This window comes from Roseibium sp. MB-4 (assembly GCF_053005265.1).
In genome coordinates this window covers 97,164-113,645 of sequence record NZ_JBRKQB010000005.1, presented here as the reverse complement: position 1 = coordinate 113,645, position 16,482 = coordinate 97,164, and the positions used below count along the sequence as shown (strand labels likewise).

The 16,482-nt window shown below is 56.0% G+C and carries 17 protein-coding genes; 11 read left to right on the top strand and 6 right to left on the bottom strand.

Annotated features, from left to right (window positions below):
- Positions 1 to 84 precede the first annotated feature (84 nt).
- The 8 genes from fba (at position 85) to ACVDG4_RS22945 (ending at position 7,306) form a co-directional block, all read left to right on the top strand.
- Positions 85 to 1,152 carry a class II fructose-bisphosphate aldolase gene (gene fba / locus ACVDG4_RS22980; RefSeq protein ID WP_447236808.1) on the top strand — a complete coding sequence of 356 codons (1,068 nt, stop codon included), beginning with the start codon at positions 85 to 87 and terminating at the stop codon, positions 1,150 to 1,152.
- A gap of 136 nt (positions 1,153 to 1,288) precedes the next feature.
- A complete protein-coding gene (locus ACVDG4_RS22975) occupies positions 1,289 to 1,927 on the top strand; it encodes a thiamine phosphate synthase (RefSeq protein WP_447236807.1) in 639 nt (212 codons plus the stop codon).
- Positions 1,928 to 1,934: 7 nt separating this feature from the next.
- Entirely contained in the window at positions 1,935 to 3,068 is a 1,134-nt protein-coding gene (locus tag ACVDG4_RS22970) for a tetratricopeptide repeat protein (protein WP_447236806.1), read from the top strand.
- Between the two features lie 157 nt (positions 3,069 to 3,225).
- The gene (gene efp, locus ACVDG4_RS22965; RefSeq protein WP_008196321.1) at positions 3,226 to 3,789 is read left to right on the top strand and encodes an elongation factor P; all 564 of its coding nucleotides are present in this window, start codon (positions 3,226 to 3,228) and stop codon (positions 3,787 to 3,789) included.
- 66 nt (positions 3,790 to 3,855) lie between these two features.
- Complete coding sequence (locus ACVDG4_RS22960) at positions 3,856 to 4,662, top strand: inositol monophosphatase family protein (RefSeq protein ID WP_447236805.1); 807 nt, start codon at positions 3,856 to 3,858, stop codon at positions 4,660 to 4,662.
- Between the two features lie 168 nt (positions 4,663 to 4,830).
- Entirely contained in the window at positions 4,831 to 5,820 is a 990-nt protein-coding gene (locus ACVDG4_RS22955) for a flagellar motor protein MotA (protein ID WP_040451027.1), read from the top strand.
- 6 nt (positions 5,821 to 5,826) lie between these two features.
- Complete coding sequence (locus ACVDG4_RS22950; RefSeq protein WP_133951411.1) at positions 5,827 to 6,861, top strand: peptidoglycan -binding protein; 1,035 nt, start codon at positions 5,827 to 5,829, stop codon at positions 6,859 to 6,861.
- Positions 6,862 to 6,922: 61 nt separating this feature from the next.
- Positions 6,923 to 7,306 carry a GFA family protein gene (locus ACVDG4_RS22945; RefSeq protein ID WP_447236804.1) on the top strand — a complete coding sequence of 128 codons (384 nt, stop codon included), beginning with the start codon at positions 6,923 to 6,925 and terminating at the stop codon, positions 7,304 to 7,306.
- Between the two features lie 138 nt (positions 7,307 to 7,444).
- On the opposite strand, the gene ACVDG4_RS22940 is transcribed toward ACVDG4_RS22945, so the two are convergent.
- Positions 7,445 to 8,191 (bottom strand): DUF1013 domain-containing protein, encoded by a 747-nt coding sequence (locus tag ACVDG4_RS22940; RefSeq protein ID WP_209174820.1) that lies wholly within the window; start codon positions 8,189 to 8,191, stop codon positions 7,445 to 7,447.
- Between the two features lie 154 nt (positions 8,192 to 8,345).
- Positions 8,346 to 9,350, bottom strand: coding sequence for an NAD(P)H-quinone oxidoreductase (locus ACVDG4_RS22935; protein WP_447236803.1), 1,005 nt, complete (start codon positions 9,348 to 9,350; stop codon positions 8,346 to 8,348).
- Between the two features lie 139 nt (positions 9,351 to 9,489).
- Here ACVDG4_RS22935 and ACVDG4_RS22930 point away from each other — a divergent pair, with 139 nt between their 5' ends.
- Entirely contained in the window at positions 9,490 to 9,687 is a 198-nt protein-coding gene (locus ACVDG4_RS22930; RefSeq protein ID WP_133951403.1) for a DUF1192 domain-containing protein, read from the top strand.
- A gap of 403 nt (positions 9,688 to 10,090) precedes the next feature.
- Complete coding sequence (gene rcdA / locus ACVDG4_RS22925; RefSeq protein WP_306147805.1) at positions 10,091 to 10,633, top strand: protease adaptor protein RcdA; 543 nt, start codon at positions 10,091 to 10,093, stop codon at positions 10,631 to 10,633.
- Between the two features lie 128 nt (positions 10,634 to 10,761).
- Here rcdA and rpmE read toward each other — a convergent pair whose 3' ends face one another.
- The gene (rpmE, locus tag ACVDG4_RS22920) at positions 10,762 to 10,986 is read right to left on the bottom strand and encodes a 50S ribosomal protein L31 (protein WP_008196026.1); all 225 of its coding nucleotides are present in this window, start codon (positions 10,984 to 10,986) and stop codon (positions 10,762 to 10,764) included.
- Positions 10,987 to 11,305: 319 nt separating this feature from the next.
- Between rpmE and ACVDG4_RS22915 the strand changes: the two genes are divergently transcribed.
- Entirely contained in the window at positions 11,306 to 13,099 is a 1,794-nt protein-coding gene (locus ACVDG4_RS22915; protein WP_447236802.1) for an ABC transporter transmembrane domain-containing protein, read from the top strand.
- 28 nt (positions 13,100 to 13,127) lie between these two features.
- Here ACVDG4_RS22915 and ACVDG4_RS22910 read toward each other — a convergent pair whose 3' ends face one another.
- The 3 genes from ACVDG4_RS22910 to ACVDG4_RS22900 all read right to left on the bottom strand — a co-directional run bounded on the left by ACVDG4_RS22910 (position 13,128) and on the right by ACVDG4_RS22900 (position 16,475).
- Positions 13,128 to 13,532, bottom strand: coding sequence for a hypothetical protein (locus ACVDG4_RS22910; RefSeq protein WP_447236801.1), 405 nt, complete (start codon positions 13,530 to 13,532; stop codon positions 13,128 to 13,130).
- A 108-nt stretch (positions 13,533 to 13,640) separates the two neighbouring features.
- On the bottom strand, positions 13,641 to 14,432 hold the full coding sequence (locus ACVDG4_RS22905; RefSeq protein WP_306147808.1) for an SDR family NAD(P)-dependent oxidoreductase: 792 nt from the start codon (positions 14,430 to 14,432) through the stop codon (positions 13,641 to 13,643).
- 135 nt (positions 14,433 to 14,567) lie between these two features.
- Positions 14,568 to 16,475: a propionyl-CoA synthetase gene (locus tag ACVDG4_RS22900; RefSeq protein ID WP_447236800.1), complete on the bottom strand. Its 1,908-nt coding sequence runs from the start codon at positions 16,473 to 16,475 to the stop codon at positions 14,568 to 14,570.
- Positions 16,476 to 16,482: the final 7 nt, after the last annotated feature.

Below are 16,482 nucleotides of genomic sequence, written 5' to 3'. Positions count from 1 at the left end.
CACCGGAGATTGACGCACCGCAACACCCGGATCGTAAAACAACCCTAAAGTGAACGCTGCGATACCGGCTTCTGGGAGACATAGATGGCCCGCATTACACTCCGCCAGCTGCTTGATCACGCTGCCGCAAACGATTACGGCGTGCCGGCATTCAACATCAACAACATGGAACAGGCGCTGGCCATCATGTCCGCCGCTGACCAGACCGATTCTCCGGTGATCATTCAGGCCTCCCGCGGTGCCCGGGCCTACGCACATGATGTTATGCTGAAGCACATGATGGACGCGGTTGTCGAAATCTACCCGCACATCCCAGTTTGCGTTCACCTGGATCACGGCAATGCGGCTCAAACCTGCATGACGGCCATTCAGGCCGGCTTTACATCCGTCATGATGGACGGCTCTCTGGAAGCGGACGGCAAAACTCCTGCGTCGTGGGATTACAACGTCGGCGTCACAAAAACCGTAACCGACATGGCGCATCTCGGCGGCATCTCAGTCGAAGGTGAATTGGGTGTCCTTGGCTCCCTTGAAACCGGCATGGGCGACAAGGAAGACGGTCACGGTGCAGAAGGTAAGCTGACAGAAGATCAGCTCCTGACCGATCCGGATGAAGCGGTAAAATTCGTCAAGGAAACCAAGGTGGACGCGCTGGCAATTGCCATGGGCACAAGCCACGGCGCCTACAAATTCACCCGCAAGCCAGACGGTGATATTCTTGCCATGCACGTGATCGAAGAGATCCACCGCCGCCTGCCTGACACACATCTTGTGATGCACGGGTCATCGTCCGTGCCTCAGGATCTGCAGGACATCATCAACCAGTACGGCGGAGAAATGCCGCAAACCTGGGGTGTGCCAGTTGAAGAAATCCAGCGTGGGATCAAGAATGGCGTGCGCAAGGTCAACATCGACACCGACAACCGCATGGCGATGACGGGCCAGATCCGCAAGATCTTGCAGGAAAACCCTGGCGAATTCGATCCGCGCAGATACTTGAAGCCGGCACGTGAGGCAATGCAAAAGCTCTGTGTGGCCCGTCTGGAAGCATTCAACACCGCAGGCCAAGCATCCAAGATCAAGAAAATTGTCACGCTGTCCGACATGGCGGCCCGCTACCAGAACGGCAGCCTGGATCCGAAGATCGCCTAAGAACTGGTAGCATCTGGCAAGCTGGTCAGATCAAAATGTTGAAAGAGGGGCCTTGCGTCCCTCTTTCGCCGTCTTTAGGGACAAGAAACGGCGGCAGATCGTTGCCATATTTGAAGATACATCAGGACAGACATTCGTGAACCGACCCCGCCTTTTCCTTGTGACACCGCCTGCGTTCGATACGGCAACGCTTGCAAGTCAACTGAAGCAAGCTTTCACGGGCGGAGATATCGCATGTGTGATGATCTACATGCCAGATGCGTCAACAAAAGACATTCAGGCTGCGGCAGATATTCTTGTCCCGATCATCCAGGACGGCGGCGCAGCTGCTTTGGTCTATGGTGACACACAAGCGGCAGGCCGCTCCGGCGCCGATGGGGTCCATGTCGACAAGTCCCTTGAGGATGTGAAACTCGCCGTGGAGAGTTTCCAGCCTGACCGGGTCGTCGGAACAGGTGGAACCAAAACGAAACATGATGCCATGGAATGGGCAGAGACCGGCGTCGACTACCTGTTCTTCGGCAAGCTGGATCTGACGGAAAAAGAAACTGCCCACGACAAGACCCTGTCCGGTGCCAATTGGTGGGCGGAGCTTTTCGAAACACCTTGTGTCGCCTTGGCGGGCAACACACTTGAAACACTTGCCGAGGTGGCGGCCACTGGCGCCGACTTCGTTGCCCTGAAGGACGCTGTCTGGCATTCTGAAGACATCGCCAAGACAATTTCAGATGCCAACACGGTGCTTGAAGCGCATCCGTTCCCGGAGGTTGACTGACAGCCGAATGAGAGGTCTCAAACCGGCCATGGATAAACTGATCACCACCCCTGTGGTTCGGCAAACTGCAGCGGCAGCATTCGTGTCTGCAGCTTTGATTGGATTGCCCTTAGCCGCATCCGGACAAACGGAAACACCGGCGTCAGATATCTCGGCAGTTGAAGCTCCAGGCACTGCGAAACTTCCTGCACTTGTCGATGTCACGACACGGGACAAAACCATTGCCAGCCTGATCGATTCCGGGCCCCCGTCGCTTGCCGATGGGGAAACGGCTTCCTCGGACACAGCCTACAGCGCCTTCCAGCGCGGCTGGCATTTGACCGCTTTGGCCCTGGCAACGCCGCTCGCGGAGAACGGCGACCGATCCGCGCAAGCGTTGTTGGGTGTTCTCCATGAGGCAGGGCTTGGCATCAAGCAGGACAAGGCAAAAGCTGCGGACTGGTATGGTCTTGCAGCGGCACAAGGCGACAATGGGTCTGCACTTCAGCTCGCGCAACTATACCTGCTCGGCGATGCCATACCGCAGGACAAGGCCAAGGCAGCCGAACTCTTCGAACAAGCCGCCGAAGCGGACAACCCGTCCGCGCTCTATAATCTTGCGATCCTTTACAAGGAGGGCGAGGGGCGGCCTTACAATGAGGAAAAGGCACGGGAACTTCTCGAAGAAGCTGCTCAACTGAACGACCCTGAAGCACAATACACGCTCGCATTGGCGTATCTTGAATCCGGTGACGGTCTCAATGATCCTGGCAAAGGTGCCTTCTGGATGGGGCGCGCTGCCCGCAGAGGTCATACCTTTGCGCAAGTCTACTACGGCATCCTCCGGTTTCAGGGCCGCGGCGTAGATCCAGATGAAAGCGAAGCTGCCGATTGGTTTGAACGCGCTGCCACTGCTGGAAACCCTGTCGCCATGAACCGGCTTGCCCGGATCTATGCGTATGGCCGCGGGCGCGAGCATGACAATGCTGCGGCTGCCGGATGGCATCTTATTGCCCGGACACTTGGAGTTTCCGACCCGACACTGGACGGCATATTCGGAACGCTGGACGACGAGACACTTGCTGCCGCAAGAAAGTTGGCTGAGCAGTATTCCGCGACCTTGATGGCACCATCGGACGAATCGTACCTGAACTCTCCGTAATCCTGGCAATTGCCCGACTGTTTGTGGCCGGAGCTCGCTTTTTTCCTTGAAAGAAGCGAGCATTTATGGTGGACAGGCGCAATCCATTGTTGGCGCGGTCTATTGAACTGATTTTTGCGCCGTACAAGATCCAGACAAATCAAAAATCGGTCGTTCCATGAAAATCAACGGTAACGAAATCAAGCCGGGCAACGTGCTTCAGCATCAGGAAACCCTGTGGGCCGTCGTCAAGGTTCAACACGTAAAGCCTGGAAAGGGCGGTGCGTTTGCGCAGGTCGAAATGAAAAACCTGCTAGACGGCCGCAAGCTCAATGAGCGCTTCCGGTCTGAAGATAAAGTCGAGCGCGTCCGTCTTGAGCAGAAGGACTTCCAGTACCTTTACACGCAAGACGACATGCTGATCTTCATGGACACAGAGACCTACGAACAGCTGGAATTGCAGACAGAGTTTGTCGGCGATCGTGCCGCCTTCCTGCAGGACGGCATGATGGTGACCGTGGAACTTCATGAAGAGCGCCCGATCGGTATCACTCTGCCGCAACACGTCACGCTGGAAATCAGCGAAGCCGATGCGGTCGTGAAAGGCCAGACCCAGTCTTCATCCTACAAGCCGGCGCTCATGGAAAATGGCGTTCGCGTGATGGTGCCGCCGTTCATCACCGCTGGCGAAAAAATTATCGTCGACACCGGTACGCTGGAATACGTGAAGCGCGCAGACTGACGCCTCAACCAGCTGAACATCTGGCGCAGCGGATCTGCCGTTGCGCCCAACAACAAGTGAAACAACATGGCCCGCACAGCAATCCTCAACGTCATGGTTCAAGCCGCGACCAAAGCCGGTCGCAGCCTCATCCGTGACTTCGGTGAAGTTGAAAACCTGCAGGTATCCCGGAAAGGTCCTGGAGATTTCGTTTCGGCTGCCGACCGGAAAGCTGAGGAAATCGTGCGGTCCGAGCTGACCAAGGCCCGTCCGACTTTTGGCCTCGTTATGGAAGAAAGCGGTGAAGTTGAGGGAACGGACGGTCAGCATCGCTGGCACATTGATCCTCTCGACGGCACGACCAACTTTCTGCACGGCATTCCGATTTTCGCAACATCCATTGCACTTGAGCGGAACGGCGAGATCGTTGCCGGTGTGATCTACAATCCGGTCATGGACGAGCTGTACACCGCCGAACGTGGCCGTGGCGCTTTTCTCAACGACCGCAGACTTCGTGTTGCGGGACGGACAGAGCTGCCGGAGATGGTGTTCGGGACCGGCCTGCCATTCATCGGACGCGGTGATCATGGCCGTACGTTGCGCGAGCTGCGCCACATCATGCCGGAAGTCGCTGGCATTCGCCGGGCTGGCGCCGCAGCGCTTGATCTGGCCTGGACAGCATCCGGCCGGCTCGACGGCTATTGGGAGCGCAACCTCAATTCCTGGGACATTGCAGCCGGCCTGTTGATGGTCCGCGAAGCGGGCGGCTTCGTCAGCGATCTGGACGGCAAATCCAAGATGCTGGAGACCGGCGATGTTGTGGTCGGTAATGAGGATGCCCACAAGCACCTCCTGCGCCTGCTTAAGAAAGCAGCGGCCCCGCAACAAGAATAACACCCCGCATTCACCCGCAAATGTCATTTACCGGCAGCCCCATGAGGCCTGCCGGTTTTTGGGCTTTCCAAATTTAATTGGGGTTGCCGGGCCGATTCACGGTTTCCAAGACGTTAAAAATCACGCTATCAATCAATGACCTCTGCAGAACGGTGATTGACAGCAAACATGGCACGTGAATTTGACCCCTACAGCTTGTCGAGCCCGAGGGCCTATCTGACGTTCATGATCATCTTTCTGGTGATCGTCGCTTTCATTGCCTTCATTCTATTTCCGCAAGTCTCAACAGCTTTCATGAGCAACCCGGGCCTCAACGGCCTAATTGTGTTTGTTGGTGCCTTTGGAGTTCTCCTCCTATTTGGCCGTGTCATTCGTTTGTTTCCGGAAATTGCATGGGTCAACAGCTTCCGGATTGGAGATCCTGCGCTCGACACCCGGTCTCCCGTTCTGCTCGCACCAATGGCTGCCCTCCTCGGTAACAAATCCGGCGACATGGCGCTGACCCCGACGATTGCTCGTTCCATTCTCGATTCCATTGGCATGCGCCTTGAAGAATCCCGCGAAATATCCCGTTACCTAACCGGGCTGCTGGTTTTTCTCGGTCTGCTCGGGACGTTTTGGGGCCTCTTGCAAACAGTGAGTTCGGTTGGCGCGACGATCCAGTCCTTGGATGTCGGCTCTGGCGATGCGAATGTCATCTTTGAGGACCTAAAAGCCGGCTTGGAAGCCCCATTGTCCGGCATGGGCACTGCGTTTTCATCATCCCTCTTCGGTCTGACAGGGTCTTTGATCCTCGGCTTTTTGGATCTGCAAGCAGGTCAGGCACAAAACCGGTTCTACAACGAACTGGAAGACTGGCTATCAACCGTCACGGACATCGATCCGGAAGACGGTATGTTTGCCTCCGGAGATTCCCCGGGCGTCGAACAGATCCAGGCCTCGATTTCGGCCTTGCAAAAAAGCGTTGAAGAAGGTGGCAGCAAAACCGCCTCCCAGGCCATGGCAAACCTCGCTGAAGGTATTCAAGGACTGGTCAAACATGTGCGCTCCGAACAGCAGATGATGCGCGACTGGGCGGAATCACAAGGCGAACAGCAAAAGCGGATTGAGGGTCTACTGGCCTCAATCTCGGCCGCGTTCGACCGGGCGAAGGAGTAATCGCGGATGGCTGGCAGCCTCAGGTCGCGCCGCCGCGCCCAACAGACCGACTACTGGCCCGGCTTCGTCGATGCGATGGCCACACTCCTGTTGGTTATTATCTTCCTGTTGTCGATCTTCATGATCGCGCAGTTTTTTCTCTCGCAGCAACTGTCCGGGCGCGACACGGTTCTGAACCGGCTGAACGCCCAAATAAGTGAACTGACTGAGCTGCTTGCACTGGAACGGGCCTCCTCGGGCGAATTGGAAGACACCATTCTTGGACTTCAGGCCAGCCTCAGCAGCGCTGAAGCTGAACAGTCTCGCCTGCTGGGCCTGTTGGAAAGCAGCTCGGGAGATGCCGAGGCAGCCGGCGGCAGAGCAGCACAACTCGAGAACCTCCTCGATGATGAGCGGCAGGTCAGCCAGGAGGCCTTGGCCCAGGTCGAACTGCTCAACCAGCAGATTGCAGCTCTTCGCCGCCAAATCGCAGCAGCCAATGCCGCGCTTGAGGCCTCTGAAGCCAAGGAAGCCGAAAGCCAGGCAAAGATCGCGAGCCTTGGCAGACGGCTGAACGCCGCTCTGGTACAGCGGGTTCAAGAGCTCTCGCGCTACAGGTCTGACTTCTTCGGAAGGCTGCGGGAAATTCTCTCCCAACGCTCCGACATTTCGGTCGTCGGCGACCGCTTTGTCTTCCAGTCGGAGGTGCTCTTTGATTCAGGGTCTGAGGACATCAACCCGGAAGGCCAGCAGGAACTGGACAAGCTTGCGGAGGCAATCCTCGAACTAAGCGGACAGATCCCGGATGAGATCAACTGGGTCTTGCGTGTGGATGGTCATACCGATGCCCGGCCGCTTTCCGGAACTGGGCGCCTGCGCAACAACTGGGAACTGTCGGCAGCCCGCGCCATCTCGGTTGTCCGGTATCTCATTGAGAAGGGTGTCGACCCAAAACGGCTGGTAGCTGCGGGCTTTGGCGAGTTCCAACCTCTGGAAGAAGGTGAAACGCCTGATGCTTTGGCGAAAAACCGCCGGATCGAGCTGAAACTAACCGAGCGCTAAACCGCCGGACCCATCTCGATCTATGAAATCCGTTCTTTAAGGATAATTTCAGGAGGCAGTATTGCTCAAAGGTCGCTGCGATTGCGGAAAAGTCCGGTTTGAAGTCCCGGAGGTTAGAAAAACAGTCACGATCTGCCATTGCGGGCAATGCCGCCGCTCTAGCGGGCACACTTGGGCGTCGACCCACGCCCCTTTCAAGGAATTGCAGTTTACAACTGACGAAGGCCTGACTTGGTATGAGTCATCTGACTTTGCCAAACGTGGCTTCTGCAAATTCTGTGGGTCCAGCCTGTTTTACCGAATGAATACAGAAGATGGCATCGGAATAGCTGCCGGTTGCCTGGAGAGCCCGACAGGGCTGGAGATTGGCAAGCACATCTTTGTCAAAGATAAAGGTGACTACTATGACATCACCGACGATGCACCACAGGTCCAGAAATTTTAGCCAGCGCCTCCACCTCTACGAAGGTTAGGAAGAGAGACAGACTCCGGGCCGGATTGGTTTCCGCTATTGCCGTGTGAAATAAAAACCACCGGATGACACGTCATCCGGTGGCTCCAGAACTGTTACTGTGACAGGCGTTTAGAGCTTAGTTGAGCTGTCGTCGTCTGTTTCGTCGTCGCCATCTGTGTCTTTCGGAGAGTTCAGATTGGCGAACACGGCGTCGACATCGATCTCTTCTTCTTCCTCGCGCTTCGGCGCGGTATTCGGATCGAGCGAGAACGCTGCAGCAATTGCATCTTCGCTGGTGCTGTCATCAACCGACATCAGCGTTTCTGCCGGCTCGCCTGCCATCGGCTGCGGTGCATTCTTCGCAGCCTTTTCAACTTCAATGTCGAGCTCAAGCTGGCTGCAAAGACCGAGCGTCACCGGATCGGATGGCGTCAGGTTCGCCGAGTTCCAGTGGGTACGGTCGCGAATGGCGGCAATCGTCGGCTTGGTGGTTCCAACGAGACGCATGATCTGCGCGTCTTTCAACTCCGGGTGATTGCGCACCAGCCAGAGGATTGCATTCGGGCGGTCCTGACGGCGCGAAACCGGCGTGTAGCGCGGGCCTTTGCGTTTGGTTTCCGGGACAACAACCTTTGAGCCTTGCAGCTTGAGTTGGTAGTTCGGATCGTTCTGAGCACGTTCGACTTCTTCACGCGTCAACTGGCCAGTCAGAACCGGATCCAAACCCTTGATGCCCTGCGCCGCTTCACCATCTGCGATGGCTTTCACTTCAAGCGGATGCAGCTTGCAGAATGTCGCGATCTGCGTGAAGCTCAGCGCAGTGTTGTCCACGAGCCAGACAGCAGTTGCTTTCGGCATAAGCGGCGTGTTCGCCATCGGTCAAATTCCTCTTGTCTGCTCCCCCGGCCGGCAGGTCGGAAGAGCGGTGTTCCATTTCAATTTAATGGGAATTGGCGCGAATATAGGCTGAACGCGGCGGAAACGCAAATGATCTTGCGAACCACCACAGCGCCCAAGTCCGGTCGGTCTTCTAGTATCCGACCGTCATGACGATTTTACCAGTGTGGCCAGAGCTTTCCATGCGCCGATGAGCTTCGGCAGCCTCACTCAACGGAAAGGTGGAATCGATCAACGGCTTGATCTGGCCCGATTCGATCAATGGCCAAACTTTGGATCGGAGACTATCGGCAATGGCAGTCTTGAACGCATCATCTCTTGGCCGCAGCGTCGTACCGGTGTGTGTTAGCCGCTTCACCATGAGGCGCGAGAAATTCACATCATGCGAAACACCGTTCAGAGTCGCGATCTGACATATCCGGCCTTCAATGGCCGCAGCTTTCCAGTTCCGCTCAACATAATCGCCGCCAACCATATCCAGGATGACATCAACACCTTGTCCGCCAGTGACCTCAAGGATGACCTTCTCAAATGCCTGTTCCCGGTAATTGATGACATGATCGGCACCAAGGGCTTTCACCGCTTCGATCTTCTCCGATGAACCTATCGTGGTGAACACCTCAGCACCGAAGGCCTTGGCCAACTGAATGGCACATGTGCCAATTCCGGACGCCCCACCATGAACCAGAAAGCGCTCGCCCTCCCGTAGACCGCAACGGTCGAAAACGTTGGTCCATACAGTGAAGAATGTTTCCGGCAGCGCAGCCGCTTCCAGCACACTCATACCCGCCGGCACAGGCAAGGCATGACCCGCTGGCACCTTACAATACTCCGCATAGCCTCCGCCCGGGCAAAGAGCTGTCACTTTGTCACCGACAGAGTGCCCATGAACGGCTGCCCCAACAGCAACCACTTCGCCGGCAACCTCAAGGCCTGGAAGGTCCGATGCGCCCTTCGGAGGCGGATAAGCGCCCATTCGCTGAAGGACATCGGGGCGGTTCACACCTGCTGCCTCAACCCGGATCAGGATATCGCCGTCGCCCACGTCCGGCAGGGCGCGCTGTTCCAAAATGAGAACCTCAGGTCCACCCGGTTCTGAAATCGCAACAACTGTCATGGTGTCCGGCAAATTCTGCATATGGAACTGTCCTTATGATCCAAATTGGGACATACGGCTGCGCTTGTCCCGGTTCTATGGTAAATAATGGCCGAGTTTATGAGGATCAAACACGGGTGAGCAAGATTGCCATTCGCGTAGATCCAGCAGGAGATATGACATGGGCCTCTTTGACGATGATATCCCCAAAAAGCAGGAACCGAATGTGGTTACCGTTGGCGAAGATCTAAGCCGCTTGTCAGAGGACGAACTCCAGGACCGGATCGAGGCATTAACCGCGGAAGTTAACCGTACAAGAGAGGCGCTTGAGCAACGCAGCACTATTCGCAATGCTGCAGACGCATTCTTTCAGAAGTAACCTTGTAACTATCTGCAAAAATTGTGAATTTATTCGAAATCGACAGCCTTTATCCTTAACGCCTTTAATAGATTTTTATTCATTTACCAATCATTAATCTTTCCAAATTATAAACTTATGCATCCAGTCATCTGGATAGGAGTGGTTCAGACCACTCTGTTTGACGCCTCCCTGTTAAAGACTTAGAGCCGCAACCGTGCGGCTCTTTTTTTTGCCGTTCGAGCGTAGTACTCTGCGGTAGTTCTGGTTAACGCGGCTCAAGTGACTGCATCTGGCACACGGATTGCTGTGTAAAGGGCACAAGGGCTCGCACTGTTCCAAATGTGCACACCTGATCAAAGGTGACACAAACGGCACAACAACCGCGGGCAACCAGAATAAGTAACCGAGGCGTAGTAAGCTCATGACGGAAGATATCAAGACAACGGATCGCACTTCTGATGCCGTACACATCGCGCATCATCTGGCCAGCTCCGACAACTTCCAGACGCTTTTTCAGGAAGGCATGTCTCTGGTCGAAGAGACAGCGCTTTATCTTGATGGCGATGGGCGCGAAGAAGCCAAGAAGCTGCCACGCCCAGCCTCGCTGGCTTATGCAACTGAATCCATGCGCCTGACAACGCGCCTTATGCAGCTGGCTTCCTGGCTGCTGCTGCAACGCGCCGTCAACGAAGGCGAGATGTCCCGCGAACAAGCCGGTAGCGACAAGAACAAGGTCCGTCTAGACAAACTCAGCAGCGCAATTGGCGGCCCGGCCTGGGACGACCTGCCGGAAAGCTTGCGCAATCTTGTGGAACGTTCGACCCGGCTGCAGGAGCGCGTCGTTCATCTCGACAAGATGCTCTACAGAGCTGAAGAAGCCGCACCGCAGGAAGAAGCGAACAACGACAACCCTGTGGCATCTCAGATCAACCAGCTGCACGCCGCCTTCGGCAAAATCGGCTGATAGATCATCTTCACGTTTCTCTTCTTTTAAGCCGCCCCTCCGGGCGGCTTTTTTGTCACCAGAAAACAAGGCAACAAAAAACCCGGCCTTCCGGCCGGGTCTTAAACAGTCACGCTGTTGGCTTGGATTTAGGAACCCAGAAAACCAGCAAACTTGTTCTTGAAGCGGGACACACGGCCGCCGCGGTCCATCAACTGACGGTCACCACCGGTCCAAGCCGGGTGAGACGTCGGGTCGATGTCGAGCTGCAGGGTGTCGCCTTCCGCGCCATAAGTGGAGCGGGTGGTGAATTCGGTGCCATCGGTCATTACGACCTTGATGGTGTGGTAGTCGGGATGGATATCCGCTTTCATGACCGGTCCTTTCCAGCGCCTTCAAGCCATCTTTGGTCAGAATGCTATGGAGCGCAAACAAGATAAAGGGCCGCCGATCCAGTTGCGGATGCCGCCCTTAGAAACATGAGGCGGGGATATACCCCAAGGCAGCGCACAAGACAAGACCGAATTTCCCGCAATTCCGGACATTTCCGGGAATCAAATTCACTACAGCATTTCAGCGCATAACTGGCTTTAGAAACCTCCGGTTAGACCAATACGGGATTGGCATACTGCACCCGTCCAATTAAGTAGGCGGAGACATAGTTTTGGAAGACCGGTTTTCGCAAGGCAACACATGACAACAAATGCCCCCTCTGACACCAGAAGGTCTTTGCGCCCATTGACCCGGTTGCTCCCGTACCTGTTGAAGCACAAAGGCATGGTACTAGCCGCACTCGCTGCTCTCTTCTCCGCCGCGATCATCACATTGGTTCTTCCCGCTGCCGTCCGGCGCATGATCGACTTTGGCTTTGGCGCAGATGATCCAGCGCTGGTCAACTCCTACTTCGCTGTGCTGATCGGTGTGGTATGCGCCCTCGCCTGCGCCAGTTCTGTCCGGTACTTTCTTGTCATGTGGCTGGGAGAACGGGTCGTGGCCGAAGTCAGGGCCGATGTGTTTGCTCACATGACCCGGCTGAGCCCGTCATTCTACGACAGCGCAAAGTCAGGCGAAATCCTGTCCCGGTTGACTGCAGACACAACCCAGATCAAAGCGGCCTTTGGCGCAAGCGCATCCCTGGCAATGCGGAACACAATCATGTTCACCGGCGCCTCGGTGATGATGGTGGTAACCAGTCCGCGCTTGTCGGTCATTGTGCTCGCGGCGATCCCGGTCATCCTCATCCCGATCATCGGGTTTGGCCGGAAGGTCAGAAAGCGCTCGCGTTTTGCGCAAGATATGCTGGCAGACGCCTCAGCCTATGCCGGGGAAATGCTCGGATCGGTCAGGACATTGCAAGCTTTCACGCACGAAAGCCGCAGCTCCGGGATCTACCGATCTGCTGTGGAAACGGCGTTTACCGCTGCACGCCAGGCGATAACCGCCCGCGCCGCATTGACGGGGTTTGCCATCCTCGTCATTGGCTCTTCCATCGTAGCTGTTCTCTGGATCGGCGCGAGTGACGTTTTTGCCGGACGCATGACCGGCGGAGAACTTAGCCAGTTCCTTTTGTATTCAATTCTTGCCGCGGGCTCATTGGCCGCTTTGTCCGAAGTCTGGGGCGAGCTGTCACAGGCAGCTGGTGCCGCTGAACGTCTCTCCGAACTTCTGGAGATCACGCCGGAGATTCGGGCCCCTCTCAATCCCATCCCCCTGCCGGATACACCACGGGGCGAAATTCGTTTCGAGGACGTTTCATTCGCCTACCAAGCAGCAGGCAATCTACCCGTGGTGCAGGATCTGACCTTGACCATTGCTCCGGGAGAGAAAGTTGCGGTTGTTGGCCCCTCGGGCGCCGGCAAAAGTACGCTTTTCAGTCTGCTGATGCGGTTTTATGACCCGACATCCGGGGCCATTCGAATGAACGGCGTGGAACTGCGTGACCTCGACCCAGATGAACTTCGGCGCAACATCGCGCTGGTGCCGCAGGACACCGCTGTATTCGGCGCCAGCATCGCAGAGAACATTGCCTATGGCCTTCCTGATGCAAAACGTCAGGACATCGTCAAAGCGGCCACGGCCGCCCTTGCCTCCCCTTTCATCGAAACCATGACAAATGGCTACGACACACTCGTCGGCGAACGCGGCATCACTTTGTCGGGTGGGCAACGCCAACGAATTGCCATTGCCCGTGCCGTGTTGAAACAGGCTCCTGTGCTGTTGCTTGACGAAGCAACCAGCGCCTTGGATGCCGAAAGCGAACAGCTCGTCCAAAAGGCTTTGGATCAATTGATGGAAGGGCGAACGACTCTGATCATTGCCCACCGGTTGGCTACGGTGCTGAAAGCGGATCGTATCATTGTCATGGACGAGGGCCGGATCGTTGAAACCGGAACACATGAACAGCTGAGTGCGGCTGGCGGGCTTTATGCGAAACTCGCCAAATTGCAATTTGGCACCGTGAAGGAGCCAGAGCCGTCCGAACTCTGAGGGCGCACTCCACAATCTGCATTGCCGGTTACTGAATAGATAGATCGAGATTGTAGCCAACAGTCTTGCCAGCATCCCGATCATTACCCATTAGATACACACGGATTGTGTAGACACCGGTTTCCGTCAAATCGACGGTCGCGCTGTTCCCATTGATTGAGCTGTTATAGACAGCCACGCCATCACTGCCCGGCGGCAGCACATTAAAATAAACGTTTCCGGTGCCGTTTGTGCCTGAAACCGTCAACTCTGCGAACATCTCCTGCCCGGCTGCAACATCAAGACGGTAATCGAAAAACTCGTCACCGATGATTGTTCCGCTTACCATGGCGCCGTAATTGCCCGCGGCGAATTTCACATCTGCAATGTTCTGTGCTGTTGCTGGCCACACAAGAAGCATGGACCAGACACACCACCAAAGGAACTGTCTCATTTTTGCCCCTCCCAAAGCGCTGGCACTTCTGTCACGTCGAGCAAAGCGAACGCTCTCTTGACATGAAGACGCACCAACGCGGTGAAGTAAAGGCGGATGCTTCGAGACTCAGTCGTCTTCTGGAACGGCCACGGTGTAATTCAGCGGCATCCGGCCACCATCTGCAAAAATTGTCTGACCCGTGACGTACCCGGCATCTTCAGAAGCAAGGAAGGCCGCCACACCTGCAATTTCTGATGGCTCCCCGATACGCAGCATTGGCGTACGAGACATGATCCGGTTCTTCGCAGCCGGGTCGCTGTTCACGGAGGCAAGCATCTCGGTCATGATCGAGCCGGGCCCGATCGCATTGACGCGGATGCCATACTTCGCAAGAGACAGAGCCGTCGTTTTGGTCAGCTGTGTCATCCCGCCTTTGGAGACGCAATATGGGATCTGGTTCGGGATCGCGACCACAGAGTTGATCGATGACATGTTGATGATGCAGCCCGGATCACCGCCATTGTCAACCTTTTCAACCATGTGCCGGGCAACAGCCTGCGAACACAGGAAGGCCCCTTTCAGGTTGATCGACAGAACCTTGTCAAAGTCGTCTTCTTCCAGATCAAGGAATTCGGCGCCGACAACAATGCCGGCATTGTTGACCAGAACATCAATATCGCCATAGGCGTTCAGCGTTTCGGCAACCATGTTGCGGACGTCCAACCGCTCCGCAACATTGCAATGGATGTACATGGCAGTGCCGAGGCCACTGAGATCTTCAACAGCCGCTTCGCCAGCCTCGTCATCAACGTCGGCAATCACAACCTTTGCGCCGTCCATGACAAAACGCTTGGCAACAGCAAAACCGATACCTCGGGCTGCGCCAGTTACGATGGCGACTTTATTTTCTAAAGACACGGAAAACCTCACGGCTGTGCTAACAAAAACACCGCCGCAAATGCGACGGGCCGCTTCGCGGCCGCCCGACCATAAGTCCCAAAATTACGTCTGTCGATGCCTCTGGCACACCTCCAGTTGCGTCACCTTTCCCACTTATGCGGAAATCCCATGTGATTTCAGGGCGTCGGTGATTTCATCTAAGATTGCCGGGTCATCAATCGTCGCCGGCATCTTGTACTCTTCGCCGTCGGCGATCTGACGCATCGTCCCGCGCAGGATCTTGCCAGACCGCGTCTTTGGCAATCGGTCAACCGTAATGGCGATCTTAAAGGCCGCAACAGGGCCGATTTTTTCGCGCACCAGCTTGATCAGTTCTTTTTCGATATCCGCATGCTCGCGATCGACACCGGCTTTCAGAACAACAAAGCCGCACGGCAGCTGACCTTTCAGTTTGTCGGCTATCCCGATGACCGCACATTCAGCAACATCCTGATGCGTGGCAAGCACTTCTTCCATCCCGCCAGTCGACAAGCGGTGCCCAGCAACGTTGATGATGTCGTCAGTCCGCGCCATGATTGACAGATACCCGTCATCATCAATCACGCCAGCATCCGCGGTCTTGTAGTACCCTGGGAATTCGGCCAGATACGCATCAAAGAAACGCTTGTCCGCATTCCAAAGGGTTGGCAGAGCGCCCGGAGGCAATGGCAGTTTTACGACGATGTTGCCCAAGGTGTTTGCTTCCAAAGGGTGTCCCGCATCATCCAGGATCTGGACGTCATACCCAGGCATGGGAACGGTGGGTGACCCTGGCTTGACCGGAAGCGCCCCGAGCCCGAGCGGGTTGCCAACGATGCACCAACCCGTTTCTGTCTGCCACCAATGGTCAATGACCGGCACCTGCAACTGATCAATCGCCCAGTTCACCGTCTCCGGGTCGGCACGCTCTCCTGCAAGGAACAAAGAACGGTAGGTCGACAGATCGTATTTCTTGATCAGCTCGCCGTTCGGGTCTTCCTTACGAATTGCGCGGAACGCAGTTGGTGCTGTGAAAAGGGACGCGACGCTGTGTTCAGAGATCACACGCCAGAAAGTACCTGCATCCGGCGTTCCCACAGGTTTGCCCTCAAACACAATCGTGGTGCAGCCGTGAAGAAGCGGTGCGTACGCGATGTAACTATGGCCAACGACCCACCCCACGTCTGACGCTGCCCAGAAAACTTCGCCGGGCTGAATGTCATAGAGGTTCGACATGGACCACTTGAGCGCGACCATATGGCCACCATTGTCACGGACCACGCCCTTCGGCTGCCCGGTAGTGCCTGAAGTGTAGAGAATATAGAGCGGATCGGTCGCCTTGACCGGCACCGGCGGCACACGGCGGCCAGCGGCAACCGCATCTTCCATCAGCTTGCCAAGATCATGGTCCCTACCCTCTACCAGCGAGGCAATCTCTGCCTCACGTTGATAGACGAACACGCTGTCCGGCTTGTGCGTGGACAGTTCAATTGCTTCGTCAATCAGCGGCTTGTAGGAAATGACCCTTCCCGGTTCGATCCCGCAGGACGCTGCGATAATCGTTTTCGGGGTCGCATCATTGATCCGGGTGGCAAGTTCATTGGCCGCAAAGCCACCAAACACCACAGAATGGATCACGCCAAGACGTGCGCAAGCCAGCATTGCCATGACAGCTTGCGGGATCATCGGCATGTAGATGATTGCCCGGTCTCCCTTCTCCAGTCCGTTGTCCTGAAGAACAGCCGCCAATGCCTCGACCTCTTCGAGCAGCTCAGCGTAGGTGTAGGTAGCTTTAGCTCCAGTGATCGGGCTGTCGTAGATCAGCGCCGGTTGGCCGGGCCGGCCGCGCTCTACATGACGGTCCAGGCAATTGTAGCAGGTGTTGCATTCCCAATCCGGAAACCAGCGGCCAAATTGACCTTGATCGGGATCGAAGACCTTGTCTGTCGTGCTGATCCAGTCAATCTCGGAAGCGGCATTTTTCCAAAACCCCATCGGATCGGAATGCCAGCCTTGATAAACGTCATGATACCGGCTTGCCATCGTCTTC